The following is a 24,905-nucleotide window of genomic DNA, read 5'->3' on the forward strand; positions in this document are numbered from 1 at the left end:
ATATGTCAAGCATTGCCGCGATCATAATTGTGGTGCTATCCAAACGCTCTCCGAAGCTTGCTGCCGAATTCAGTTTTTGGTGATATGAGCGCACAAGGCTTGAGCGCACCGTACACACGGGCCATATAAGAAGTTGAAAAAGCCAAGAACAAACAAAGATGAGGCAGTTTCATGTGGCATAAAGTTTCCGGGCTCTTGGGGCTCGGGTCGACAAAAAAAGACAGCAAGGCCAATGAGGTCCAACTCGCTACGGCGGCGCTGATGGTGCATGTGGCGTCAAGTGACGGCATGTTTTGCGACGATGAGCGTGAACGCCTCACCGATTGCATGACTGAGCATTTCTGGCTGTCGTCGGAAGAAGCGGAAGAAATTATAGACCGCGCGCACGCCGAGGAGCAGAGCGCCCCAAGCCTGTATGGCTTCACACGTGCTATCGCCAAGGAGCTTGATCAGGACGAGCGGCAGGAGATTGTTCGGCTATTGTGGCAGGTGGCCTTCGCTGATAACCACATTGATAACTTCGAGGCCAATGTTTTGGCGAAAATTGCTGGCCTGCTGGGTGTGACGGAGCATGACCGCATCCGCATCAAACATGAAGTGGAAGCCGCGGGCGCCTGACGCCCGCGCCGTTCCGGTACGCTATACCAGAAACATATAGACGACGAAGCCGCTGACCGCAGCAAGGTTGAGGACGGTTACGACCCTAGATATGCCGCCTGACGGGCCTGATCTCTGATGTGTGTGGTTTATGTTCATGTTGGTCTCCTGTCGTGTCGTAATTTATTATTATGACGTTTAAATAGGTTGCCCCTTGTCGCTTTACCAGTGCTAAAATGTGAAACCTGTCGTTGTGTATTGCTCAACGTGGTTGCCGGGCGGGTTTGGTTATGCGATGAGCCGAGCTTGAAAAGATACCGACCGGTATGTATATAAGGTAATGAAATTCAGCCCAAGAGGTCGGGAAGCTACACGAGGTTGAGATGACAAAAACAAAAAACACGCGCGAAAAATTGCTGGATACCGCGATCGATCTGATCTGGAAGAGCAATTATACCCGCGTTGGTGTGAATGAAATTTGCAGGTGTGCCGGTGTTACCAAGGGTGGTTTCTATCACTATTTTGAAACCAAGGCTGATCTGTTTTATGAGGCCTCCATGCACCACTGGGCGCAAAAACAGCCTGAGCTGGATGAGGTGTTTTCGCCTCGCTATTCGCCCATCGAGCAGTTGGAGAATCTGATCAACCATATTCTTGCCCACCAGAGCGAAGAAGCCGGTGACGATAATCCGGTGCTTGGATGCCCGTTTTTTACCGCTGGTGCGCAGGTCGGCTCCGGTGACGATAAGGTGCGCGAGGCAGGGCGGATGATGTGTGCCAATGCGCTGAAGTATGACATTGCGCTGGTCCGTAGCCTCAAGGCGGACGGTTACCTGAACAGCGATTGTGACAGCGAGCAGGTTGCGCGCATGATGTTGCAATATATTCAGGGCTTGTTGTTGTACGGTCGCACCCACGCAGACCTGGATGTCGTCAAGCGGGATATTCGTGCAGGCCTGCACCGCTTGCTTGATATTAAAGCAGAGTACCGCGAAGTCGCCCAGCCCCGGGCGGCGTGAGTCGGCGCCCGCGCGGCCCCTTGTTCAGGTAATAAGTTTAACACAGGTCATTTTGGCTCCCCGGCATATGCAGGGGAGCTTTGCGTTTGACGCGTGGCATGCATCAAAAACCGCAGAATTGCAAGGCTATCACGTTCGTGAATAGCCGCTATTAGAATTAAAAATCACCTCATATCTTGAAAACATACCGATCGGTATGCATTTTAACCTCAAGCGAAACAAACCGACCGGTATGTAAGCCGGTGTCACGACAGGAACCGAGGATCAGAATATGAGCAGCACAAAAGCCTATCTGAAACGTCACACAGCAATTGCCGCCCTGCTGGCCGCAACACTTATTGGTGGTGTTGGTGCCTATCATCTTGATGATGCCCATGCAGGCGAAGCGCCGATTGCAGATGCACCGGCGGCACCCGAAGTGGTGGTCACCACGATTGCGCCAGAAGTTATGCGACAGTGGAGCGAGTTCTCTGGTCGTTTGACTGCGGTGGATTATGTGGAAATTCGCCCCCGTGTTGGCGGAACCATCCATAAAGTCGCTTTTGAAGACGGTGATTTTGTCAATAAAGGCGACCTTTTGTTTGTGATTGACCCACGTCCGTTTGAGGCAGCCGTTGCGCGCGCCGAGGCGCAGCTTGCGTCAGCTAAGTCACAACTGGTGCTTTCGGAGGCTGAGCTCAAGCGTGCAACTGAACTGGTTGAAAGCAGCTTTGTTTCCAAAAGCGCCTATGACCAACGCCAAAACGACTTTGCTGTCGCACAGGCTGCGTTGAAGTCCGCCCAGGCTGAGCTTACAACGGCGAAACTCAACCTTGATTACGCCCATGTAACAGCTCCCGTAGCGGGCGTGGTGAGCCGTGCAGAAATTACCGAAGGCAACGTCATCGAAACCGGCGCATCCGCCCCCGTGCTGACGACGATTGTGGCGAACGACAGGCTCTATGCCGAGTTCAATGTTGACGAGCGCACTTATGTGAACGCCAAGCGGCAAGGTGCTAAAGGCGGCAAGATGCCGGTTATCATGAGCCTTGCAGGTGATGCCGACGTTTCTTACGAGGGTGAGCTGTATTCGTTTGATAACAAGCTTGACCTGCGCTCAGGCACTATTCGCGCCCGCGCGGTATTCGACAATACCGATGGTGCGCTTACCCCGGGTATGTTTGCCGAAATACGCCTCGGTTCACCGACCAAGGAAGAAGTGCTTGTCGTCAGTGACAAGGCCGTTGGTACCGATCAGGACAAAAAGTTTGTCTATACAGTGAACGACAAAAACGTTGTTGTGTACCGGGAGGTCAAACTTGGCCGCGCGGTGTCGGGTGGCCGTGTCGTATTGGCAGGCCTCGATGCCGGAGACCGGGTGATCGTGAACGGCCTGCAGCGGGTCCGCCCCAATGTTACTGTGACTGCGCGCAACCAAGATAGTTCCGTTCAAACGGCGAGTGCATTACAAAGCCGTTAAGGCGGTACCTTGTTCAGGTACGCTATTCGGTAGGCTTCCAGTATTATATCGCGGTAATATATACAGCGCCTCGGTTTCAGCCGGGGCGCGGTCCGGAAAGATTGCATCTGTTGGATGCCTGTATTTTACCAATTTCCCAGTTTGGCCATCGAGTTTGGTTGCCATTTTATTCCGTGCGTCGGCGCTTTTGCGCGCCAGAGCCAACGAGGCGGAGACGATAGATGAATATCTCCAAGTTTTTTATCGACAGGCCAATCTTTGCTGGCGTGTTGTCGATCATTGTTTTTATGGCTGGCCTGATTGCCATGTTCCGGTTGCCGATATCAGAGTATCCGGAAGTGGTACCGCCTTCCATTGTGGTCAGCGCCCAGTTCCCCGGTGCAAACCCCAAAGTGATTGCCGAAACGGTCGCCACTCCGCTTGAGGAGCAGATTAACGGCGTTGAGGACATGCTCTATATGTTCTCCCAGGCGACTTCAGACGGCAATATGACCCTGACGGTAACGTTTAAAATTGGTACCGACCCTGATCTCGCGCAGCAGCAGGTGCAGAACAGGGTGGCGCAAGCCACGCCGCGCCTGCCTGAAGTCACACGCTTGTTGGGGGTGACAACGGTCAAAAGTTCGCCAGACCTGACGATGGTGGTGCACCTGCGCTCACCCAATGAGAGGTATGACCCGCTTTACCTTAGAAACTACGCAGTGCTGAACGTTAAAGACCAGCTTGCGCGTATTGAAGGGGTTGGGCAAGTACGTGTGTTTGGTGCGGGTGACTATGCCATGCGCCTCTGGCTCGACCCTGAGAAGATTGCTGAACGCGGCCTGACCGCCGGCGAGGTTGTTGGTGCCGTACGTGAGCAGAATATTCAGGTTGCTGCCGGTGTGATTGGCGGTGCGCCGTATGATAGCGGTATAGAAGTGCAACTGCCGATCAACGCCAAAGGCCGGCTTGAAAGCGTGGCCGAGTTTGAAAATATCATCATTCGGTCGGGTGAGAATGGCCAGATAACGCGGCTCAAGGATGTAGCGCGTATTGAGCTGGGGGCCCAGCAATATTCAATGCGTTCCATGCTTGATAACAAGCCGGCAGTCGGTATCCCGGTCTTTCAGGCGCCTGGCGCCAACGCGATCGAAATTTCTGACAATGTCCGCGCGACCATGGAAGAACTCAAGAAGAACTTCCCTGAGGGTGTGGACTATGCCATCGCCTATGACCCCACGGTATTTGTCCGTGGGTCGATTGAAGCTGTCGTGAAGACGCTTCTGGAGGCGGTCGCGCTGGTTGTTCTTGTTGTTATCATTTTCCTCCAGACATGGCGGGCATCCATCATTCCGTTGCTCGCCGTTCCGGTGTCGATCGTCGGTACCTTTGCATTGATGCTTATGTTCGGATTTTCCATCAATGCTCTCTCTCTATTTGGCTTGGTGCTGGCGATCGGCATCGTGGTGGATGATGCCATCGTAGTGGTCGAAAACGTTGAACGGTACATTGAAAAGGGCCTCGCGCCGAAGGAAGCGACCTATCAGGCTATGCGGGAAGTCTCCGGCCCGATTATCGCTATCTCGCTGACGCTTGTTGCGGTGTTTGTGCCGATCGCGTTCATCAGTGGCCTGACCGGCCAGTTTTACAAGCAGTTTGCGCTGACTATCGCGATCTCGACCGTGATCTCGGCGTTCAACTCGCTGACGCTCAGCCCGGCGCTGGCGGCACTGTTGCTGAAGGGCCATGGTGCGCCGAAGGATCGGCTGACAAAAGGCATTGATTTTGTCTTTGGCGGTTTTTTCCGCCTGTTCAATCGCGGATTCAAGAAAAGCTCGGACGGCTATTCCTCAGGCGTTAGCAGGATACTGGGCCGCAAGTCCATTGCTGTGGTGCTGTACGTCGTGCTTCTTGGCTTTACCTATCAGGGCTTCAATGAAGTGCCGCCAGGCTTTGTTCCGGCGCAGGACAAACAGTATCTGATCGGTTTTGCGCAATTGCCTGACGGCGCAACGCTTGAGCGTACCGATGCCGTGATCCGTGAAATGGGCGAGATTGCCCTCTCGGAACCCGGTGTGCAGAATGCGGTACAGTTCCCGGGTCTGTCGATCAACGGTTTTACCAACAGTTCAAGCGCGGGTATCATCTTCGTGGCGCTCGACTCCTTCGATAAACGCAAGGGGGAGGAGATGTCAGGCGCGGCAATTGCGGGCCGTCTGCAACAAAAGTTTGGCGGCATTGAAGAGGCTTTCATCGCAATCTTCCCGCCACCACCAGTGCAGGGCCTTGGCACCATTGGCGGTTTCAAGCTGCAGATTGAAGACCGTACCGCCCTTGGCTATGAGGCGCTGAATACTGCGCTTCAGCAAGTGCTGCAGAAAGCATGGGCAGCGCCTGAACTGGCCGGTGTGTTCTCAAGCTACCAGATCAACGTGCCGCAACTGTTCGCGGACCTCGACCGGGAGCGTGCCAAGCAGCTTGGCCTCAACATTGATGAAATCTTCACCACGATGCAGATTTACCTTGGTTCGCTGTATGTGAACGATTTCAACAATTTCGGCCGCACCTATCAGGTGGTGGCACAGGCCGACAAGCAGTACAGGTCCACCACACAGGACGCCTTGCAGCTGAAGGTGCGCAATGCGGCGGGCGACATGATTCCGCTGGCGGCGGTAATGACGCTGGATGAAAGCTATGGGCCGGAAAGCGCCCAGCGCTACAATGGCTTCCGCGCCGCAGACCTGAACGGTGACGCCGCACCTGGCTATTCAAGCGGGCAGGCGCAGGCCGCGATTGCCAAGATCCTTGATGAAACCCTGCCCAAAGGCATGGAGTATGAGTGGACGGATCTGACGTATCAGCAGATTCTGGCCGGGAACACGGCGATATTTGTCTTCCCGCTGTGTGTGTTGCTCGTGTTCCTCGTGCTGGCTGCGCAATATGAAAGCCTTGCTCTACCGCTCGCAGTCATCCTGATTGTGCCGATGGCTGTGCTGTCTGCGATTGTCGGTGTGTGGTTGACGGGAGGTGACAACAATATCTTCACCCAGATCAGTCTCTTTGTGCTGGCGGGACTGGCGTGTAAAAACGCGATCCTGATTGTCGAATTCGCCCGCGAACTTGAGATGGAGGGCCGTTCCACCGTTGATGCCGCGATTGAAGCCGCGCGCCTGCGGCTTCGGCCCATCCTGATGACATCGTTTGCGTTCATCATGGGCGTGGTGCCGATGGTGCTTTCCACTGGTGCGGGTGCAGAAATGCGCAACGTGATGGGTATTGCGGTTTTCTCGGGCATGCTGGGCGTGACTTTCTTTGGCCTTTTCTTCACGCCGGTCTTCTACGTGTTGCTGCGCAAGCTGGAGACGCGGGGTAAAGCGAAAGCATAGAGTCTCATAGCCTCTGCTTATGATCGGAGGAGGTTAATGGCCTCAGGCTTCGGCCTGGGGCTTTTCTTTTGTCAACTGAGAAGGCGTGGGTCTGCAAGCCTGTTTGACAAATATCCCCAGGGGTGTATGTGCTGGTGGCTGTGATTCCATAGAAAAAGGTTATGGGTAATGCGACTGCGGCATATCGAGGTGTTCCACGCGGTATACAGCACAGGTTCAGTCAGCCGGGCGGCCAAGGCGCTTCACGTATCGCAGCCATCCGTCAGCAAGGTGCTGCGGCACGCGGAAGATAGCCTTGGGTATGCTTTGTTTGACCGCGTGAAGGGTAAGATGGTCCCGACACCGGAAGCGCATGCGCTGTTCAGTGAAGTTGACGCGATCCAGGGTCAGTTGGCATCACTGGAAAGCAGAGCTCGTAACTTGGCTGGGGGCAAGTCGGGTCATGTGCGCCTTTCGGTTATGCCCGCACTTGGTCTTCATATATTGCCCTTGGCAGTCACGCGTTTCCGGGAACAATTCCCGGAGGTTACCTTTGACATCAACACTGCGCATTTTGCAGACATTACAGCGGCTATACGGGGGCAAAACTGCGACATAGCCATTGCTTTCAACCCGCCGTCGCTGGCTGGGGTTTCACGCCGGAAGCTCGGCGCTGGCGAACTTTATTGCGCTCACAAGGCTGGCGAATTCGCTCACCGTGGCACAATCAGCCTGGCGGATTTGCAAGGGCGTGACATTATCGGAATCAAGGATAGCGGTCCGTTGTCTCAGTTGTTGGCACAGCGCGCACAGCAAGAGGGTGTCTCGCTGGACGCGGTGGTAACCGTGCAAACCTATTATGTTGCCCGAAATCTGGTGCGCTATGGGGCAGGTGTATCCCTTGTCGATCATCTGACTGCGGCAGCGGGGGAGGCCATTGGGTTGGCGTTTACCCCGCTATCACCGCCGATTCGTTATGATGTCGCGGCGCTCGTCGATGAAAACAGGCCCCTGTCAACGGTGGCAGCGCGCTTTCTTACCTACTTGGGGGACATAATCCATAACCTGAGGTTATGATGTGCAAAAGTCTTTGTATTTTTCTGCTTTTGTCAGGTGTCGTAATGTCCGCGCAGATTTTAAGCACGACAGGGATGAAATCCAAGATGATCACAGCCCCTTATCTTTTGTTCCTTGGTGAAGCGCAGGACCCCATCGCGGTGAAGACCGCGCGCGGTGTGGCCCAGTGGCGCCCGGAGAATTGCCTTGGCGAATATGGCCTGCCAGGCTGTACGGTTAGCCTGGGCCTTCCTTCGATGTCTCCAGCGGCAGCTGCTGTGCTGGGGGCCAAAACATTTGTGATTGGCCTCGCAAACGCTGGCGGTACTATCTCCGACAGTTGGATTGATGCGATCCTTGAGGCGCTGGATTCCGGAATGGACGTGGCCAGCGGGCTGCATCGTCGCCTCAAGAGCGTACCGGTGGTGCGGGATCGTGCCGCGACGCTTGGGCGCCGGTTGCTGGATATCCGCTTCACGGACGAAGCCCTGCCTGTAGGCACTGGCCTGCCAAGGACCGGCCGCCGGTTGTTGACGGTGGGTACCGATTGTTCGGTCGGTAAAATGTACACCACACTTGCGCTTGAACAGGCCATGCGTGCGCGCGGCATGGACGCAAACTTCAGGGCCACGGGGCAGACAGGTATTCTGATCGCGGGCGCTGGTTTGCCGATTGATGCGGTGGTGTCTGACTTTATCTCCGGCGCGGTGGAAAAGCTGACGCCGAATGCTGCACCGGCGCACTGGGATCTGATCGAGGGGCAAGGGTCACTGTTTCATCCTTCCTATGCGGGCGTGAGCCTTGGTCTGCTGCATGGAGCACAGGCCGATGCCCTTGTGGTATGCCACGAACCCGGCAGGCCGCATATGCGAAGTTTACCGCATTATCCATTGCCTGACCTTGGGGAGACAATTGACGCAAACCTTGCTTTCGCGCGCCGTACGAACGAAGCGGCAGCGTTGGTTGGTATTGCCTTGAATACCTCGGCGTTAGGCAAGGAGGAGGCATATGAACTTTGCGCAGACACAGCGCGTCAATATGGTGTAGCTTGCACCGACCCACTGCGCATGGGTGTGGATGAGATTGTTACAGCGTTGGAAAGTTTGCCTCACTCATGAATAGACAAGCCGTTTTCCGGGCCGAAACATGGCGCCTGAAAGAACCTTTCCACATTTCCCGCGGCGTTCGTACAGAAGCTATTGTGACCGTGGTTGAGATATCTGCGGCTGGCCATGTCGGTCGCGGTGAATCCGTGCCATATGCACATTACGGAGAAAGCCAGGACAGCGTTATCGCCCAGATGCAAGGTGTGCGCAAGGCCATCGAAGGGGGCTGTAGCCGGCAGGATCTGCTACAACTCATGCCTGCGGGTGCCGCTCGGAACGCTATAGATTGTGCACTGTGGGACCTTGAGGCAAAAATGGCAGGGAGGACAGTTTATGAACTGGCGCAGGCCAGACCTGCGCTAGCACCTGTTACCGCACTGACGATCGGGATCGGGACGGTTGGCGAAATGGCGTTTAAGGCCGCGATGTTGCGCGATTGTGGCTTGATCAAGGTTAAGCTGAACCGCCATGACGTGGTTGAAAAAGTCCGCGCGATCAGGGCGGAGGCGCCCAAGCCGCGAATGATTGTTGACCCGAATGAGAGTTGGGACATTGAACTGTTATCCGAGGTTCATGGAGACCTGGCCACCTTGGGTGTTGACATGCTTGAGCAGCCGTTGCCCGCAGGTGCGGACCAGGTACTGGATGATTTCCGTTGCATGGTTGCGTTGTGTGCCGATGAAAGCTGTCATACCACAGCCGACCTCACAACCCTTGAGAACCGCTATGATATCGTCAATATAAAGCTTGATAAGACGGGGGGCTTGACGGAGGCGCTCGCGCTGAAGAGGACGGCAGAAGCAAGGGGCTTTCGTGTCATGGTGGGTTGCATGATCGGCACCTCGCTTGCCATGACACCTGCTTTGGTTCTTGCGAATGGGGCCGAGTTTATTGATCTGGATGGGCCGGTCTGGATGGAGCAAGACCGCGTTGGCGGTCTGCTTATCGAGGATGGCCGTATTGAGCCGGGCCCGAAGCCACTTTGGGGACAATAGCAACGGATATTGCCGGCCAACTCTCCTCCCGGCACTGATGGCTTAAGCTATTTGAATGCTCTGCTGCTCTGGACAGTGACGGGTTCCGCTTTGCCTGCCGTATTTCCCGCACTGGACGGTTTACCATTAGCCTCTTTATGCTTTTTTTATATGGATGCCGTGCGTCCGTATCGAAAACTCATGCCGTTTATCTGATCCTTCGTTTGTCTGAAGGAGGTCGACAATGAGTGCGACGACGATGAAAAATGTAACCAAAACGGAGTTCGACAAATTTGCAGCAAAGCTGCAGGCGTGTCTGCGTCTCCACGAGGAAGCATTGAAAGCGGAAGGGCTGGAAGACGAGGTCAAGGAGCTGTCCGAGTGGATAGATCAGGTTTCCGCTGGCTCCGTCACCGTCATAGAGGCTCTCGAAATGCATGGGCCGCAGAATCTTCTCCATCTTAAAGAGAGGATCGCGCTTGCGCTTGAAGAGCAGCAGCGCATTGCAGAAGAGTCCCCAGCTGTGAATCGCAAGAAAGACAAGGAGCAGGGCAAGTATGCCGCTGCTTTTCATGATGTTTCAGAGGCGTTGGATCAACTCATAGAGGCATCAAGTTCTTTTAATATCAAAATTAACAAAGGAGATACTGGCGTGAAGCTCGTAACCCCCGTAGAAGATGGTCAACCCATCGATAGTGGCATTAATGATGAAAACCGTGCCGAGGTAGCAGAGGCGCTGGGCAGCATGCTGGCGTCAACCTATTCGCTCTATGTGAAGTCGCTATTTTACCACTGGAATGTCACAGGCCCTCATTTCCACAGTTTACACAACCTGTTCGAACAGCACTATCAGGACCTGCATGAAGCGGGAGACGAAGTTGCCGAACGCATTCGCGCTATTGGACACTTTACGCCTGGCACGCTCAAGGCCTTTGGTGCGCTCTCGAAAGTTCAGGATGACGATGAGCTGCCAGGGTCTGCAGAAGATATGCTGCGAAACCTCAAAAAAGCGCACTCCGTTTGTGCTGCTGAAGCTCGCAAAGTGCTGAATATTGCTGAAAAGGCGGGCGACGAAGTGACCGTTGATTTGATGGTCGAGAGAATGCGCTTCCATGATGAGGCCGGCTGGATGCTGGGTTCATCACTCTAAGAAATTTTAACGCTCTGGTATTCAATGGAGGAAATAATGAGTAACAATTTGAAAATTCTGCTTGCTGTGGTTGTTGCCGCGATTGTCGTGTTTATGGTTGTAGACCGTGATGATGATCTGGGTGATCAGATTGAGGAGACGGCTAACGACGCTGGCCGTGAGCTTGAAGACGCGACTGAAGAACTGAAAGAATAATTGACCTGCATGGGTCAAAGATATTGAAAAACGGGCCTCGGCCCGTTTTTTTATGCTTTCTTTGTGTTCCTAATGGAATATTTATATGGCGGTTTCTAGCTTGGAATAGGGCGAATTAAAACGAGGGCTGCATGTCACTGGATGTACTTGTATGTGTTAATGGACACCCCAGAAGCCACATGGTTGTTGATGCAGCCCTGAAGAAGGTCCAGGAGACGGGGTCAAGTTGGCGTGTGCTGTACGTTGACTTGGTTGACAGTGGGCCGGGGCACACACGTCGTCACGAGCGCACCATGCGCCTGCTTGAACGTGCGGCTTCCGCTGGGGCCGAAGTTGTGCATCTGGAAGTTGCCGACAGCGGGACTGCAAAAATAGATTACATTCAGGCGTGTCTGGACGCCGGTGAGATAATCTCTCACATATTTATCGGCCAGGTGGTGGAGACCGGGCTATCCTCTTTTTTTAAAAGCTCGCCTGCAGACCGCATCCTTCGCCGGTTTGGGAATTTGACACAAGTTACGGTTGTTCCCCTGGAAGGTGGGCTGGCAAAGCCGAGCCTTTGGACCCGGCTTAATATTGATACGATCTCGTGGGAGGCTGTCGTGGCTCCGGTCGTGGCTGTTGCGGGCGCTTTTCTGGCAGCCGAATGCGTGCGTGCCATGTTGCCCATGATCATGCACCGGATCAACATGCACAACATTGCGCTCATCTTTCTTCTTGCCTGCGTGATTGTGTCGCTTCGCTATGGCTTGCTGTCCGCATTGATTGCGTCTGCCCTCAGTTTTGGGGTTATCAACTATTTTTATGTTGTTCCTGTTGGGCAATTCAATCTCAGTACGATGACGGATTTCATCAATATCGCAATCTATCTGGGTGCGGCGATTATCGTTTCCTTTATGGGAGGACATGTCCGGGCAAGCGTCGAAAATGCAAGGCTGAAGGAGCGGCGATCTCGCGCGCTTTACGATATTCACCAACTGACAGCGGGTGCTGATAGCAAACATCAGGTGCTTGAAATTCTGGATAGGGAAGTTCATAAGCTTTTCAATATGGAGGTCGCCTTTTTTCTCCCGCAGGATAAGTCTGCAGAGGTGAGTGACAAGGCCGGTGTGGTGTTCTCACAATATCCTACAGACACGCACCTGGAGGATAAAGACCTGTTGGCGCTGCAGAAATGTTGGAACCAGGGCCAGACCGCAGGGTTCGGCGCCATGCTGGGGATCGGCTCAAGCTGGCGTTTTGAAATGATGGGCACAGGTCAAAAGAGGTATGGGGTTTTCGGGGTTAAAATCCCGATCAAGGCCCGGCTTGATGCGGGATTTGGTCAGTTGATGAACTCCATGACAGACCATGTTGCAGCCACGCTCGAACGGGTCGAATTGATGAATGAAATGACGGATAGCCGTTTTCGGGAGGAACGTGAGAAACTGCGTTCCATGCTGCTCTCTAGTGTCTCCCATGACCTGAAGACACCTCTGGCTTCGATCATAGGCAGTGTCAGCGTACTACGCAGTTTACGCAAGTCGGGCCGCATTACGGATGAACAGGAAGACACACTTACGGAGACCGCACTTGATGAAGCCCAACGACTGGACAGTTTCATTACCAATATTCTTTCCATGACGCGGATCGAGAGCGGCGAGATAGAGTTCTCCAATAGTTCACATGACCCCAAAGAGCCGGTGAGGACCGTGCTCAAAGCGCTGCGTTCCAGACTGAAGGGACGGGAAGTCCAAGTAACGGGTGACACAGACAATGTACACGTTATGATGGATGCTATGATGACCACGCAGGTGCTCCAAAACATTGTTGACAATGCCGCCAAATACTCTCCAGCGGATACGGAGATCGAGCTTTCTATGGAAGTTGCGGGCGACAATTTTTACTATCACGTGCGGGACCATGGTCCGGGTATTCCCAAAAACATGCTGACTCGTGTATTCGATAAATATGAGCGACTGAATAAAACCGATAGTCAAGTAGCCGGTACAGGGCTTGGACTTGCGATAGCCAAATCAGTGATGCGCGCGCAAGGCGGTGACGTGACGGTTAATAACCATGAAGAGGGTGGCGCGATTTTCACCTTAAAGTTCCCTTATAACAGCAGAGAAAGGATGGAGGCCGCCCAATGAATGTACTGGAAAATGCCAAAATTCTTGTGATTGATGATACGCCGTCCATCAGGACATTTCTGCGTATCTCCATGACAGATTATGGTGCGGTGTTTCTTGAGGCAGCTACTGCGGGGGAAGGGCAAGCATTAAGTACGGAAGAGAAACCCGACGTCATTATTCTCGATCTGGGCTTGCCTGATCGCGACGGGCTTGATTTGTTGCCTGATCTTCTTGCTTCGGGAGATGAAGATACGCCTAAAATTGTGGTTCTGAGCGTGCGTAGTGACCGTAGAACGCGCGAGCTCGCCTATGAGCGCGGCGCAAACGGCTATGTCACCAAACCCTTCATTATGGAAGACCTGATTGAGACGATCGAAAGCGTCATTAATTAGAGGGCGCGGACCTTTCGCGCACCTGCATCAGCTGTCTTGCCTCTTTCTGTTTATCCTCTCTTTATGCTTTCGGGCCCGCCTTCGCATTGTTCTCTAAGTCGTTAATCGTCATTCTGTACTCATCAACGCAGCGCATTAGTGATTTTAGAAAGCGCATTGCGGGTAATTTGAAAGACAGGAGAACGACGATGGCTACCGCTCAGCAGGAAATCAAAAATCTGAAGAAAGACCTGAACCAGATCAAGGAAATGCTCTCCGCTCAGGTTGAAGATGTTACACCAAATGGCGCCGCTGGTCCGCGCATTGACGTGGATGCGATGAAAGACCGTGCACGTGAGGCAGGCGAGAAGGCGCGCGAGTATCTTCGCAGCAAGCAGGACCAAGCAGTAGTGGCACGTGATAAGGCGGAGCAGACAATTAAAGACCGTCCGTTCGTGACGACAGCTGCTGCATTTGCCAGTGGTGCGATTGTAGCCGCTCTTCTGAGCCGTCGCTAAGAGCGACGCAGGAGCCGCTGCAGATGGTTGAAAGCCTTATAAAACTGCTGGCCGGGCAGGTCTTGACATCGAGGCCTGCGCTGGAGCGCCCCATTACCCAGGCAAAGTATGGCTTGCTCGGGGCGCTCGCGGTCGGTCTTGTTTCGGCGGCGGCAGCCCTAACTCTCGGCGGCGCGCTTTACGTTTGGCTCGCCGCGCTGGGAGTGCATCAGGCTTTGAGCCTGCTCGTAGTGGGAGCTCTGCTGGTTATCACAGCATTCGCCATCTGGGGTGTTTCGCGCCGCATGATGGAAAGAGAGATCAGATACCAGGAGATTCGAGCTGAAATCGAAGCCCAGCAGACAGCGCCTGCTGCAGGAGCCGATTTATTGATTATGGTGTCCAGCCTTCTGCAGGAAACCGCCAAGGGCTTTGCAGAGGGGCTAACTACCCCAAAGCCGGGCGGTGATCGGCATACATCGACAGGGGCTAGAGACACAGAAGAATCGCAGTAAAATCTGGAGACCGGCGGTTGCTGCCCGCCACTCCGGACACGCCCCAGGGGCCGTTTTTAACGGGTTTCCTCGCTTCCCCTGGGGCGTTATTCTTACTTTTATTTTCCCTAAACAGCGCCACATCATGGATCCGTTGCGCGCCTATAGACGGGGCCTATCTTGGCGATATCCTGCCGAACAGGCTGGGGCAACCAGAACTTCCTCAAGACTTACCTATTCCTCCTGTAAGACCTCACGTTTCAGCGCGTATAGCGTATTTATGGCTCCTTTATGCCAACCTCCTGCTCCGCCAATCGACCCCTGACGCCGACAAGGGTATTTTGCCTTATACAGAATGCAAATGAATGAACGGAGTTAGATATGACCAAATTGACATCAGTGATTTTTCTGATCGCCTCTCTTTTTGCGATTAGTGCATGTAACACTATTGAGGGTGTCGGCCGGGATGTGGAGTCCGTTGGTGATACCGTCGCGGACGAAGCCAAGGACTAAAACTCGAATACGACGCACAATCTACCCGAGGGGAGCAGCAATAATTTGCCTGCTCCCTTTTGCGTTTACGGACGGCAACAGGCCAGACGGGGCGCTATGTATGTGAAAACAACGCCATTTAGAGAGAGAAGACTACAAGCGACGTTTATCGGGCCATATCAGGCCAAGCTTGCGCACAAACAGGTGTCACCTTGGGGGGCACAAGGAAGGTCACTTCGAGCTGCCGTGACGCGCTCATTCTCTCATGCCTGGAAATAAGGGAGCGGCTCTTTACCTGGATGTCTTATTGCCGGACGGCTGTTGATCTTCTGGCTTGACCAGCTCTTCTTCAGCCATCGGGGCGCGGTCATATACGAAAGTGTCGGGCACATCTGCACCACCTGAGATAATAAAGGACATTGCCTCATCCAGCTTCCAGTTGGTGGGAACAATGTTTTCCACAGGTACGATCTCGAGATAGCCTGATGTTGGATTGGGGGTTGTTGGTACATACACGGCCGCCAGTTCACGGCCAGTACGGCTGTCTTTGAATGTTCGGGTTACGAGCCCCACTGTTTTCATGTCAGCCGAGGGAAATTCGATTAGCACAACGCGTTCTACTTCGTCGGAATTGGTTTGCATGGCTTCGGCCAGCCGTTTGATTGTATTATAGATGGTGCGGGCGACCGGAACGCGCTGGATGAGGTCATCGAGTAGTTTGAAAAATTTTTGGCCGAGCCAGCGCGAGGCCAACCAACCCACGAAATACAGAAGGCTCAACATTATGATAACGGCGAGCGTGGTTTGGAACCAGGGGTCCTTGACGACCCGAAATGCGGCGCCTCCGGGGTCGGCCCAAGCCGTCAGGAGATTGATCGCCGGCGCCGCCATCTGATGAATGAAATCCAGTATGACTCCTAGGAGCAGTAAGGTGAGCCAAATAGGGATAAGGGTGAAAAGGCCCACGATCATATTGTGCCTGGCCTTTGCCCAAAACGAATTCTTGTCCCCATGACTCATGACGTATCTCCAGATTACGTGGCAGGCTTAGAAGGGTAGTATGGCACCGGGGAGCCCTGCTGCAAGATGTTTTGATTTTCTGGTGTCGTTTCTTATACGAAATGACCTTTCCTGCGCTCTGGCGTGCGCGGATCGGAAATTTTTTGTGACAGGAAACGACCGAGAATAAGCAGAACAACGAGAGCGCCGGCCATAAGGCTCATTTCCACACTGGCGATATCCTCGATGGATTTCATCTGGGCAAGCTCACCACCCGCGACCACGTAAAACGCAATCCATGGCACCACGCCAACCAGTGAAGCCAAAAAGAAACGCAGGGCGCTGATATTCGTAACGCCCATGAGCAGGTTGGTCAGGCCAACAGGAAGGCCGGGGACGAGACGCAGTAACAACACGTAAAACCCGCCCATTTCTTCGATCGCCTTATCTATGGAAATAACCTGCCCTGGAAAACGCCCCCTGACCGCGTCCTGAAGGATGTAACGCGCGACCAGAAACGCCGCTACTGAACCCAGTGCCGCGGCAAAGCTGGCTGTAACGGTTCCGACGAGGGGACCAAATATTGCCCCAGCCATCAAGTTTAGCACAAAAGGACCCGGGATGTAGAGCGCCACGAACAGAGTGTACCCAAGCATGAAAGCCATCACAAACAGTGCCGGCGTGGCTTCATATTGGCTGCGCATAAATTCAAGGTTTTTCTGCACTGCATCAAGCGTCAGATAGCCTTCGTTCACCAGAAAGAAACTGCCAACACCTGCAATCAACAGCAGGGCGACGGTTAGTTTTGTCTTGAAGGTCATCCGGGGTCTCCTCAGGTAATGCGTGTCGGGTAACACAGCTCACGCTAAGGTGTCACAGGATATATAAGGGATAAATGCTCACCGCGGGAGCGCGGATAAAAAAGCCATAAATATCTGTGGAGCCCATGCCCTGCTAATGAGATCGCCGGTTTTTATGTTTTTTTTATGCACAGCCTATCCGGCGCGCATCTCATTTTTAGCGGCCTGCCTATATGCTTAGATGCAAGGAAAAAGGAAAATAGAGTTATGCGAGTACCGGAAAATTCCAAGGCTGTCACGCGGACGGAGCGTGGGCGAGCGCGCAAAGTAGGGTTTGAGATAGAGTATGCCGGAGTGCCGTTATGGCGGGCTGCGCGTATTGTTCAAAAGCTATTTGGCGGTGATATTGAGGAACTTTCGAAGGCGGAATGGTATGTCGCTGACACGACTTTAGGTCACTTCAGATTGGAGATCGACGCCGAGCCGGTAAAAAAAATATTAGCAGGCATGGAATACAAAGCCAAAACGAAACCGGACGGTTTCGACCGCCTGATGAAGAAGACGGCCGATGCCGCCGGAGACGTGGTTACATCTATTTCGGAAAAAATCGCTCCGCTAGAAATCATTGCGCCCCCTATACTTATAGACGAGATTGCCGAGCTTGACCGGTTGCGTGAAGCGCTTTTTTTCGAAAACGCGCAGGATACCCAGTCATCACTGCACCATGCCTTTGGTTTGCATATTAATCCGGAAGCGGTGTCGTTGGAGGCAAAGAGTGTTGTAAAGCACATTCAGTCTTTTGCGCTTTTATACCCATTGCTCAAGGAACTGCATGCGGTTGATATTGCCCGCCGGATGACACCTTTTATCGAGCCGTATAGCGATGACTACCTGCAGCACTTGCTTGCAGATGACTATGAGCCCACCATGAACCAGTTAATCAGGGATTATCATCGTTTTAATCCCAGCCGCAACAAGGCACTGGATATGTTACCCATGTTTGCTGAGCTAGACAGCAAGCTGGTGCAGGAGCTTTACGGTGAAGATGAAAAAATCAATGCACGCCCCACCTACCATTATCGTTTGCCTAACTGCGAAGTCTCGAACGGGAGCTGGTCGTTAATGACTGAGTGGGACCGGTGGTTGTTGGTAGAAAGCCTCGCGCTTGATGAAGACCACCTGAAAGATATGAAGCGAGAGTACCGGGAAGACCCGCAAACATTTTCCGACAAGATGAGCGAGCAGGGCACGGTGAAAGCTGGCCAGCGTCTCTCCGTCGGAGGTGGGTAACATGACAGTTGTACAGGAAAACAGCCGTCCCTTAATAGGCATCACAACGGGAGCAAAAGCCAATTACCTTGCATATACAGCGATCGGATACGGTATCTGGTTGGCTGGAGGTCGTCCCGTACGGGTGAGCCCGAAACATAACCTGAGACTTACGCGGAACCTGACTGGACTTGTAGTTTCGGGCGGTGCCGACATCAATCCAAAACTATATGGCCAGACTAATACGCATAGTGTCGGCTTGGACCCATACCGGGACAGGCTTGAAGCCGAATGCGTCGAGATGGCTTATGCAGCCAAGCTTCCTCTCCTTGGCATATGTCGTGGCGCGCAGATGATCAATGTTGTCCGTGGTGGCGACCTGCATCAGGATGTTCCCTCGATCTTCGATGGCTTTTTGCCCACTCAAAGTACGTTTGGTAAGGTTTTTGCGCGTCGTAAGGTGATTATTGACGGGAAAAGCAACTTGCGTACTCTACTTGATAAGCCTGACGATCTTTGGGTGAATAGCCTTCATCATCAGGCAATCAACCGCTTGGGCGATGGCTTGCTCAGTATTGCCCACGACGCCGAGTTTGGCATGGTGCAGGCAATAGAGGGAGCTGATCGAGATCATTTTGTTATTGGCGTCCAGTGGCACCCGGAGTTTATGTTGTATGCCAGCGCCCAGCGCCGTATCTTTGCCGCGCTGGTGGCCGCAAGTGCCAATGGCGGCTCTCTCGCAAAGGACCGCCGTGAAAATTATTCGCGGGACATCAAGGCTCAATTGTTTTCAGACAACCCTGCTTAGGGAACATTGCTAAGCTGGGACCATATGGGATTATATTCATATTAAATATGTTGTGAGAGGGACCTGACTGGTACCGCAGCATAGGGGGATAGATTATGAAACAGAAGAAAAGCACGATTCTGGTGGTCGATGACGAACCTCAGATCAGGAAACTCCTTAAAATTTCGCTGGAAGCCAATGACCTGAAGTGCGAGGCGGCGGAAAAAGGTGGTGAAGCGGTCAGGTTGACTGCGTCTCTCAAGCCAGACCTGATCCTGCTGGACTTAGGCCTGCCTGATATGGACGGTAAGGATGTTATTGCACAAATAAGGGAGTGGACCCAGGTCCCTATTATCGTTTGTTCAGTAAGGGACGGTGATAAAGAAATGATTGAAGCCTTTAATAGAGGGGCAGATGATTATGTTACCAAACCCTTTAATCCGGATGTCTTGCTGGCAAGGATTACGGCAAACCTCAGAAAAGCCGCTACACAGGAGGCAGGTGAGCCAATTTTGAAGAACGGCCGGATCAAAATGGATCTTGTGCGGCATGAAGTGCTGATTGACGACGAAAAGGTGGATTTTACACCGAAAGAATATGACCTATTGCGCTATTTTCTGGTGCAGAGGGGCAAAATGCTTACCCACCGGCAGATCCTGCATGAGGTCTGGGGACCAGCGCATGGCGACGACATGCAGTATTTGCGTGTCTATGTAAGTCAGGTCAGGGAAAAGATTGAGCTGGACCCAGCCAGCCCCGACTATATCGTGACGGAATCCGGTATTGGCTACCGCATGGAGTTGGTGGAAGACTGAGCAGGGGTGTTGCTCGTCATGGCGGCTACTGCGGAATTTATCGTCGCTTTATGAAAGCACGCGGCAGTGCATATCGAGAATTCATCTGAAGCCTCTTAAACTGCATACAGTTGCAGATTTTGCCTGTTCAGGAGGTTCTAATGAAGAAGATTTTATTGACATTGCCGCTCGCTTGCGCGCTTACAGCTTGTGCATCGACCGGTCCCCGCTACATTGCTGCCGATGAACCCGGTGACTTTGGTTATTATGAAAGTGTGATCGAAAAAAATCGCTATCGTATTGCTTATAAAACTGAAGGCGATGATGCGGGTTTGGCCCGCGACTACGCCTTGCTGCGTGCGGCCGAGCTAACATTGGAAAAAGGTTATGACTGGTTTGAGGTTGTAGACCGTGACACGGATATCGACCGCGGTGAAGGTCATGCTCATGCGGTAACCCACATGCGCGTTCATGCGACCACATACCGTGAATGCGGTGTGTTGTCCTGCCGTACGGTGACCCGGCCCGCTTACATAGAACCGATGACAACGGAGACGCGCTATCGTGGCCGCGAAACTACGGTTACGTTAGTTGAAATCGTCATGGGCGAGGGTGACAAGCCTGACGGCGGCGCTTTTTATGAGGCGCACGGTCTCGTTGAAACCATGCGCGAACGTCTCTAATTACCAGGCCGAGCTTAATAGAGGAAAGGCACAGCCCGGTTTGGCTGTGCCTTTTTTTTCATCATTATTTTCTGGGGGTGCGTTCGGTGTGCTTATCCAGCGACAGTTTATCTGCAATGCGTTCCCAAGGCACCAGCTTGAAGTTCTGACGTTCAGCTGGGGCAATGTTGCGTCCGTCTTGTGCAACAAATACACCATACGGGAACCGCGGCCCTAGAGGGGTGCTGATGATATCCAGACCATCTGTCTCGGAGGAACCGTCGATACCAGCTTCGCTGTTGGCAATCACGCGGAATGAACCCCGATAGGTGTGTGGTGCCTGCCGGTCAAAGAGCGCATAGCTATTGTTGCCTTGGCTTGATAGCACAATATAGCCATTTTCTCCTTCACCATAATATATCGAGACACCTTCAAGGTCATCTTTGAGTGCCGGATTCATAGTGGGGTCAGTGATTTTTGTACGAGTTGCACCGGAATCTGGCTCCGCACCATATTTCCACAGCGCCACGTCTTCTTCCGCGACAAACAGCGACCCGGTGTCGTCGTCTGCGGTACAGCCTTCAGCGGTACTGCCAACTGCAAACTCACGCACAGCCGTTGTTTTAACCCGACCATTGGTTCCCTCTTCAAGGCGCCATTGGCGTACAAGGCCATCTTTTTCGTTCATAAAGACATAAGTGTTATTGTCGTTGGCGCTTTGATACATACACAGGCCGTACGGATCATGCATGTCTGTCTTCTGAACGCCATCTGCGATGTCCGATAGCATACCGCTATCCTCATCCATCACATAAATCGATATGCTTTCATCGGTCCGGTTACTGGCCGTTACAATGGTTAGCTTTTGGTCACCAATGGTGACGCCGTAGCGAATGTCTACGTTATTTACCCGGCCATCCGGAAGATATTGATGAACGGTGCCGTCCAGCTTGTAAGAATATAATCCGCCTTGTTTGTTGGTGCCCAGAATCAAGCTTTCGGCCGGATCGGTCGGGTGCACCCAGATAGCCGGGTCGTCGGCCGCATCGCCGCCGTCAGCCACAGGAGCCGTTTCCAGCGTCGGCTTGACAAGAGCAAAGCTTGAGCTGGCGTCGGCGCCGTCTGAAGCGGTGAAAGTGTCAAAAGCGTATGTTTTGGCGATTTCGTCGATTTTTACCAACTTGAAATTAGTGGCGTCGTCGCCGTTGTCTTCGTCCGCTAACACCAGATATCCGCTGCCAGCGAACAGGCTACCGGCGTTATCAACCGCGTCATAGAGCCCACTCGCTGTAAATTTGGCGCTGCCTACATAGCGGTGATCATCCTCAACGTCATATAGGTTGACTTGGCTCGTTTCGACATCCGACGCAAAAAGTACAGCTTGGCCACTTGCTGTATGATGCAATGCCAGCCCGCCTACTTCACCATTGAAGTGACCAAATTTTTTCACGTCTATCAATTCAGGTACTGTCTCTGCCTCGACGTCAGCGTCGAACTGCCAGACGCCGACCGCTTCTTCTGTTACGTAAACTGTGTTGCGGTGGCTATCGGTTACACAGAATTTTGGCTCGGTACCCAGTTGCAGGGACCTGATGAGCTTACTTTTAATTTCGCCGTTATCGGCACTATAGATATTCCATTGCTCGACCTGACCATTGCTCGCGAGCAAAAACGCATAAGTCTCTCCGTCCAGTGGGCTTTTTAGGGCACACATGCCTTCCAGTAGTTGGGCAGACTTGATGGCTCCGGCCTGCTTTTGTTGCAGGGTGCCATTCACGAGTTCGTATGCATTCAAGCTACTGTCCGATGTATCAAGCGCCAGCAGGAGACCGGGTGAGCTACTTCCCAATCCTGGGACGATGTCGAACGATTCAATCTCCCCCCCTGATGTTTTGGAGAGCAATTGCCCGTTGGCGTCGTAGACTTCAATGCCATCCTCAACAGCGCCCAGTATATATTCAGGCGCATTATCTGTGCCTGGCCAAATCAGAGCCGCAGCAGCGCTGTCAGACGTGCTGGGTACTGTCTCCAAGGTGACGGCAACGGTTTTTATTGCAGGTAAACCGCTGGTATCGCTGTCTTTTGCTGATTCTGCTTTTGGCGAGCAGGCGGCGAGAGCGATGACTGCAGCAGTCGCTAAATATCGGTTGAATTTCATTTTGGTTCCTCCCTTTCAGGCTTCCCGAACCTCCAATATGCGTTGTTTCGCATAGCTTTCAAGAGGAAAAGAAAGAAAATTTTCATTTCTGTTGAAAAAAAGAATATAAATTCTATAATAACTCAAACGGAAAAGGTAATTCCCATCATTAATGGGCTTCTGTATCCGTCGGAAGGTGCTTCGCGCTCAGGTACATCTGCTCGGTCGGGCGCGGGTGAAAAGGTTATCAGATGAAACAAAACAGGGAACCTGGGGAGGTTAACATGAAACACGCAATATTAAAGAGCCGACTATTATGTTCGTGCATGATATTGGCTTTGGCGCCGCAGGCCATGGCGCAGGACGAAGAGGTCTCTGATCAACCTGCAGCAGATATCAATTTGGAAGAAATCGTGGTTACCGGTAAAATTGTTACACGGAACCGCACGGCATCCGTGTCGCCGGAACTGAGCTACGATACCGAATTTTTCCAGAAGTTTGAGCCTATTTCTGCAGGCGACATGTTGAAACGCGTGCCAGGCGTGGCATTCACAAGTGATATTGGTGAATATGATGCCCCGCAAATGCGCGGTATGGCGGATGGTTTCACCCAGGTGCTAATCAACGGCCGCCCGGTTCCCGGGGCAGGGAATGATCGTACGGTTCTGGTGGACCGTATTCCTGCTGAAATCATCGAAAAGATTGAAGTTATTCGCAGCCCGGGCGCCGACATTGATAGTCAGGGCGTCGGGGGAACCATCAATATAGTGCTCAAGGAGGGGGCAACCCTTCCTGAGGGCGGGTCTATTCGTGCCAGTGCATTATATTCGGCTAAAGACAAAGAGCTACGCGGTGCCGGTGCGGTTTCCTACGCAGGGCGCAGTGACAACGACAGGGTCTTTTATTCTGTTACCGCAAATATCCAGCAACGTTTTAATGCCAAGAAATTTGTCGAGGAGACTATTGTCGCCGGTGATTTTCCCAATTCCGTTGATGGCCGGGAGCTTTTTGCTCCTGATGATTTTAACGCATCTGTCGCCGATGGCCGCGCGCACCAGCTTGACAGCCGCGAGAACCTAGACATCTCTCTCAATGCCGATGTGACCTTCAAGGTCGGAGATGCTGGTGAGTTTCGCGTGGATGGCTTTTATATTGATACCAACCGTGACGAGCGTGAGGATACGACCGAATGGGAGCGTGACGACGGCGAATTGGTTGGTGACAAAGTGGCAAGTCAGGATACCGCGATTGACCAAAAAAGTTTTGGCATAAGCGGCCTTTACGAGACAAGCCTGTCAGATATTACATCCTTTGATGCTATGGTGCGCTATAGCAAATTCGAGAATACAGAAGATCAGTATGATCGTGAATTTGACTTCGATGATGGCAGTGAAAGTCTTGAAGACCGAGAGCGTGAGCTTGTTGACAGTGTAGACAAGGAATTCGCCGCAGATTTTGGCATCGAGCACGAGCTGGACTTCATGTCATTGAAATATGGCGGGTCCGCCAAGCTCAAGAAACGCGATTATGGCCTTACTCTCATGGAAGCTGATGACGCGGGGGTTCTTGACGTCGATAGTGAAAGCGACTTCGAGGTCAAAGAGAACCGCTACGATGCTTACGTTGTGGGAGAATGGCAACTGGGCAGTTCGATGACCGTTGAGACAGGCCTTAGGCTTGAGCACACCAAAACAACTGTCAATACGGTCGGCGCCGGTGAAGCTTCCAGCACGGTTACGCTCCTGAACCCGTCTCTGCATGTGCAGAGGGATCTGGGTGAAAACGGCCAGTTGCGCCTTAGCGTCGCCCGTACGGTGCGGCGTCCCACCTTTGACCAGTTGGTGCCCGCCGAGTTGCAGGATGAACCGGATGATGACGATATCACCATTGGTAACCCTGATCTGGCGATGGAAAAGTCCTGGGGACTTGATGTTGGCTACGAACATGTCCTGCCCAGCAACGGTATTTTCGGGGTGAATTTCTTTTACCGCAAAGTTTCAGACCTTTCCCAACTGGTGCGAACCGGGGACACTGAAGACGGTGGGCTCTACAGCTATGCTAATGTCGGGGACGGCAAAACATATGGTGTCGAATTTGACGTCAGTACACCACTTTCGTTCCTTGGGCTGGATGAAACGGGTTTCTTCGCGAACTATACCCGTATCTGGTCCAGTAGGTACGATGAGTTTTTGCAGCAAGACGTGCGCTTTAATCATCAGCCCAAATATGTCTATAACTTTGGGATGACGCAAAACTTCCCAAGTATCGAAGCAACAACAGGCTTCAGCTATCAAAAGCAGGGCTTGGCGCGAAGCGTGTTTTTCGCGGAGATCGAAGATCAGTATTATGGCGGAAACCTCGAACTCTTTGTTGAGAAACGCTTCGATTTCGGCTTGGTGTTGCGCCTCACGGCGAACAATCTGCTTAATGCGGAGAGCAATCAGGCAGAGCGTAATTTTGACAGCCTTGCCGATATGCGGGCGGGCGTGGTTGACGAATTCGAGGTTGAGCGCGAAAAGTCAACTCGCGTCTTTCTTCTGACAGCACGATATAATTTCTGATACTCCTTTCCCATGTGCTTTGGGGCAC

General features: G+C 52.8%; 22 protein-coding genes. 19 read left to right on the top strand and 3 right to left on the bottom strand.

Annotated elements, in window-relative coordinates:
• Positions 1-171: 171 nt before the first annotated feature.
• The 14 genes from ACN0VM_RS05165 (at position 172) to ACN0VM_RS05230 (ending at position 14,889) form a co-directional block, all read left to right on the top strand.
• Positions 172-618, top strand: a complete 447-nt coding sequence (locus ACN0VM_RS05165) for a TerB family tellurite resistance protein (RefSeq protein WP_417449781.1) — start codon at positions 172-174, stop codon at positions 616-618.
• Between the two features lie 362 nt (positions 619-980).
• Complete coding sequence (locus ACN0VM_RS05170) at positions 981-1,616, top strand: TetR/AcrR family transcriptional regulator (protein ID WP_417449782.1); 636 nt, start codon at positions 981-983, stop codon at positions 1,614-1,616.
• 271 nt (positions 1,617-1,887) lie between these two features.
• Positions 1,888-3,075, top strand: coding sequence for an efflux RND transporter periplasmic adaptor subunit (locus ACN0VM_RS05175; RefSeq protein ID WP_417449783.1), 1,188 nt, complete (start codon positions 1,888-1,890; stop codon positions 3,073-3,075).
• A gap of 221 nt (positions 3,076-3,296) precedes the next feature.
• On the top strand, positions 3,297-6,440 hold the full coding sequence (locus tag ACN0VM_RS05180) for an efflux RND transporter permease subunit (protein WP_417449784.1): 3,144 nt from the start codon (positions 3,297-3,299) through the stop codon (positions 6,438-6,440).
• Positions 6,441-6,608: 168 nt separating this feature from the next.
• Positions 6,609-7,496, top strand: a complete 888-nt coding sequence (locus tag ACN0VM_RS05185; RefSeq protein ID WP_417449785.1) for a LysR family transcriptional regulator — start codon at positions 6,609-6,611, stop codon at positions 7,494-7,496.
• A gap of 74 nt (positions 7,497-7,570) precedes the next feature.
• Positions 7,571-8,593, top strand: coding sequence for an N-acetyltransferase DgcN (gene dgcN / locus ACN0VM_RS05190; protein WP_417449786.1), 1,023 nt, complete (start codon positions 7,571-7,573; stop codon positions 8,591-8,593).
• Positions 8,590-9,576, top strand: a complete 987-nt coding sequence (gene dgcA / locus ACN0VM_RS05195) for an N-acetyl-D-Glu racemase DgcA (protein WP_417449787.1) — start codon at positions 8,590-8,592, stop codon at positions 9,574-9,576. The genes dgcN and dgcA overlap by 4 nt, the downstream gene beginning before the upstream one ends.
• A gap of 223 nt (positions 9,577-9,799) precedes the next feature.
• Positions 9,800-10,705, top strand: a complete 906-nt coding sequence (locus ACN0VM_RS05200) for a Dps family protein (protein ID WP_417449788.1) — start codon at positions 9,800-9,802, stop codon at positions 10,703-10,705.
• Between the two features lie 36 nt (positions 10,706-10,741).
• Positions 10,742-10,900, top strand: a complete 159-nt coding sequence (locus ACN0VM_RS05205; RefSeq protein ID WP_417449789.1) for a hypothetical protein — start codon at positions 10,742-10,744, stop codon at positions 10,898-10,900.
• Between the two features lie 131 nt (positions 10,901-11,031).
• Positions 11,032-13,032, top strand: a complete 2,001-nt coding sequence (locus ACN0VM_RS05210; protein WP_417449790.1) for an ATP-binding protein — start codon at positions 11,032-11,034, stop codon at positions 13,030-13,032.
• On the top strand, positions 13,029-13,406 hold the full coding sequence (locus ACN0VM_RS05215) for a response regulator (RefSeq protein ID WP_417449791.1): 378 nt from the start codon (positions 13,029-13,031) through the stop codon (positions 13,404-13,406). The genes ACN0VM_RS05210 and ACN0VM_RS05215 overlap by 4 nt, the downstream gene beginning before the upstream one ends.
• 188 nt (positions 13,407-13,594) lie before the next feature.
• Positions 13,595-13,903, top strand: a complete 309-nt coding sequence (locus tag ACN0VM_RS05220; protein ID WP_417449792.1) for a hypothetical protein — start codon at positions 13,595-13,597, stop codon at positions 13,901-13,903.
• A 23-nt stretch (positions 13,904-13,926) separates the two neighbouring features.
• On the top strand, positions 13,927-14,397 hold the full coding sequence (locus ACN0VM_RS05225; protein WP_417449793.1) for a hypothetical protein: 471 nt from the start codon (positions 13,927-13,929) through the stop codon (positions 14,395-14,397).
• A gap of 360 nt (positions 14,398-14,757) precedes the next feature.
• Complete coding sequence (locus ACN0VM_RS05230; protein ID WP_417449794.1) at positions 14,758-14,889, top strand: entericidin A/B family lipoprotein; 132 nt, start codon at positions 14,758-14,760, stop codon at positions 14,887-14,889.
• A gap of 270 nt (positions 14,890-15,159) precedes the next feature.
• On the opposite strand, the gene ACN0VM_RS05235 is transcribed toward ACN0VM_RS05230, so the two are convergent.
• Positions 15,160-15,840 (bottom strand): DUF502 domain-containing protein, encoded by a 681-nt coding sequence (locus ACN0VM_RS05235; RefSeq protein ID WP_417449795.1) that lies wholly within the window; start codon positions 15,838-15,840, stop codon positions 15,160-15,162.
• 140 nt (positions 15,841-15,980) lie between these two features.
• Positions 15,981-16,688 (bottom strand): TVP38/TMEM64 family protein, encoded by a 708-nt coding sequence (locus ACN0VM_RS05240; protein WP_417449796.1) that lies wholly within the window; start codon positions 16,686-16,688, stop codon positions 15,981-15,983.
• Positions 16,689-16,934: 246 nt separating this feature from the next.
• Between ACN0VM_RS05240 and ACN0VM_RS05245 the strand changes: the two genes are divergently transcribed.
• The 4 genes from ACN0VM_RS05245 (at position 16,935) to ACN0VM_RS05260 (ending at position 20,200) form a co-directional block, all read left to right on the top strand.
• The gene (locus tag ACN0VM_RS05245) at positions 16,935-17,957 is read left to right on the top strand and encodes an amidoligase family protein (protein WP_417449797.1); all 1,023 of its coding nucleotides are present in this window, start codon (positions 16,935-16,937) and stop codon (positions 17,955-17,957) included.
• 1 nt (position 17,958) lies between these two features.
• Positions 17,959-18,744 carry a gamma-glutamyl-gamma-aminobutyrate hydrolase family protein gene (locus tag ACN0VM_RS05250; protein WP_417449798.1) on the top strand — a complete coding sequence of 262 codons (786 nt, stop codon included), beginning with the start codon at positions 17,959-17,961 and terminating at the stop codon, positions 18,742-18,744.
• Positions 18,745-18,839: 95 nt separating this feature from the next.
• Complete coding sequence (locus tag ACN0VM_RS05255) at positions 18,840-19,538, top strand: response regulator (protein WP_417449799.1); 699 nt, start codon at positions 18,840-18,842, stop codon at positions 19,536-19,538.
• Between the two features lie 140 nt (positions 19,539-19,678).
• On the top strand, positions 19,679-20,200 hold the full coding sequence (locus ACN0VM_RS05260; RefSeq protein WP_417449800.1) for a CC0125/CC1285 family lipoprotein: 522 nt from the start codon (positions 19,679-19,681) through the stop codon (positions 20,198-20,200).
• Positions 20,201-20,264: 64 nt separating this feature from the next.
• Here ACN0VM_RS05260 and ACN0VM_RS05265 read toward each other — a convergent pair whose 3' ends face one another.
• Positions 20,265-22,337 (bottom strand): phytase, encoded by a 2,073-nt coding sequence (locus ACN0VM_RS05265; protein ID WP_417449801.1) that lies wholly within the window; start codon positions 22,335-22,337, stop codon positions 20,265-20,267.
• A gap of 263 nt (positions 22,338-22,600) precedes the next feature.
• Between ACN0VM_RS05265 and ACN0VM_RS05270 the strand changes: the two genes are divergently transcribed.
• Complete coding sequence (locus ACN0VM_RS05270; RefSeq protein WP_417449802.1) at positions 22,601-24,877, top strand: TonB-dependent receptor plug domain-containing protein; 2,277 nt, start codon at positions 22,601-22,603, stop codon at positions 24,875-24,877.
• Positions 24,878-24,905 lie beyond the last annotated feature (28 nt).

Source organism: Kordiimonas sp. (assembly GCF_048260245.1).
Classification (GTDB): Bacteria; Pseudomonadota; Alphaproteobacteria; order Sphingomonadales; family Kordiimonadaceae; genus Kordiimonas.

What these genes read in the sequence shown, in the direction of transcription:
- ACN0VM_RS05165 (WP_417449781.1), top strand. Translation starts at nt 172, where the DNA reads ATGTGGCATAAAGTTTCCGGGCTCTTGGGGCTCGGGTCGACAAAAAAA.
- ACN0VM_RS05170 (WP_417449782.1), top strand. Translation starts at nt 981, where the DNA reads ATGACAAAAACAAAAAACACGCGCGAAAAATTGCTGGATACCGCGATC.
- ACN0VM_RS05175 (WP_417449783.1), top strand. Translation starts at nt 1,888, where the DNA reads ATGAGCAGCACAAAAGCCTATCTGAAACGTCACACAGCAATTGCCGCC.
- ACN0VM_RS05180 (WP_417449784.1), top strand. Translation starts at nt 3,297, where the DNA reads ATGAATATCTCCAAGTTTTTTATCGACAGGCCAATCTTTGCTGGCGTG.
- ACN0VM_RS05185 (WP_417449785.1), top strand. Translation starts at nt 6,609, where the DNA reads ATGCGACTGCGGCATATCGAGGTGTTCCACGCGGTATACAGCACAGGT.
- dgcN (WP_417449786.1), top strand. Translation starts at nt 7,571, where the DNA reads ATGAAATCCAAGATGATCACAGCCCCTTATCTTTTGTTCCTTGGTGAA.
- dgcA (WP_417449787.1), top strand. Translation starts at nt 8,590, where the DNA reads ATGAATAGACAAGCCGTTTTCCGGGCCGAAACATGGCGCCTGAAAGAA.
- ACN0VM_RS05200 (WP_417449788.1), top strand. Translation starts at nt 9,800, where the DNA reads ATGAGTGCGACGACGATGAAAAATGTAACCAAAACGGAGTTCGACAAA.
- ACN0VM_RS05205 (WP_417449789.1), top strand. Translation starts at nt 10,742, where the DNA reads ATGAGTAACAATTTGAAAATTCTGCTTGCTGTGGTTGTTGCCGCGATT.
- ACN0VM_RS05210 (WP_417449790.1), top strand. Translation starts at nt 11,032, where the DNA reads ATGTCACTGGATGTACTTGTATGTGTTAATGGACACCCCAGAAGCCAC.
- ACN0VM_RS05215 (WP_417449791.1), top strand. Translation starts at nt 13,029, where the DNA reads ATGAATGTACTGGAAAATGCCAAAATTCTTGTGATTGATGATACGCCG.
- ACN0VM_RS05220 (WP_417449792.1), top strand. Translation starts at nt 13,595, where the DNA reads ATGGCTACCGCTCAGCAGGAAATCAAAAATCTGAAGAAAGACCTGAAC.
- ACN0VM_RS05225 (WP_417449793.1), top strand. Translation starts at nt 13,927, where the DNA reads ATGGTTGAAAGCCTTATAAAACTGCTGGCCGGGCAGGTCTTGACATCG.
- ACN0VM_RS05230 (WP_417449794.1), top strand. Translation starts at nt 14,758, where the DNA reads ATGACCAAATTGACATCAGTGATTTTTCTGATCGCCTCTCTTTTTGCG.
- ACN0VM_RS05235 (WP_417449795.1), bottom strand. Translation starts at nt 15,840, where the DNA reads ATGATCGTGGGCCTTTTCACCCTTATCCCTATTTGGCTCACCTTACTG.
- ACN0VM_RS05240 (WP_417449796.1), bottom strand. Translation starts at nt 16,688, where the DNA reads ATGACCTTCAAGACAAAACTAACCGTCGCCCTGCTGTTGATTGCAGGT.
- ACN0VM_RS05245 (WP_417449797.1), top strand. Translation starts at nt 16,935, where the DNA reads ATGCGAGTACCGGAAAATTCCAAGGCTGTCACGCGGACGGAGCGTGGG.
- ACN0VM_RS05250 (WP_417449798.1), top strand. Translation starts at nt 17,959, where the DNA reads ATGACAGTTGTACAGGAAAACAGCCGTCCCTTAATAGGCATCACAACG.
- ACN0VM_RS05255 (WP_417449799.1), top strand. Translation starts at nt 18,840, where the DNA reads ATGAAACAGAAGAAAAGCACGATTCTGGTGGTCGATGACGAACCTCAG.
- ACN0VM_RS05260 (WP_417449800.1), top strand. Translation starts at nt 19,679, where the DNA reads ATGAAGAAGATTTTATTGACATTGCCGCTCGCTTGCGCGCTTACAGCT.
- ACN0VM_RS05265 (WP_417449801.1), bottom strand. Translation starts at nt 22,337, where the DNA reads ATGAAATTCAACCGATATTTAGCGACTGCTGCAGTCATCGCTCTCGCC.
- ACN0VM_RS05270 (WP_417449802.1), top strand. Translation starts at nt 22,601, where the DNA reads ATGAAACACGCAATATTAAAGAGCCGACTATTATGTTCGTGCATGATA.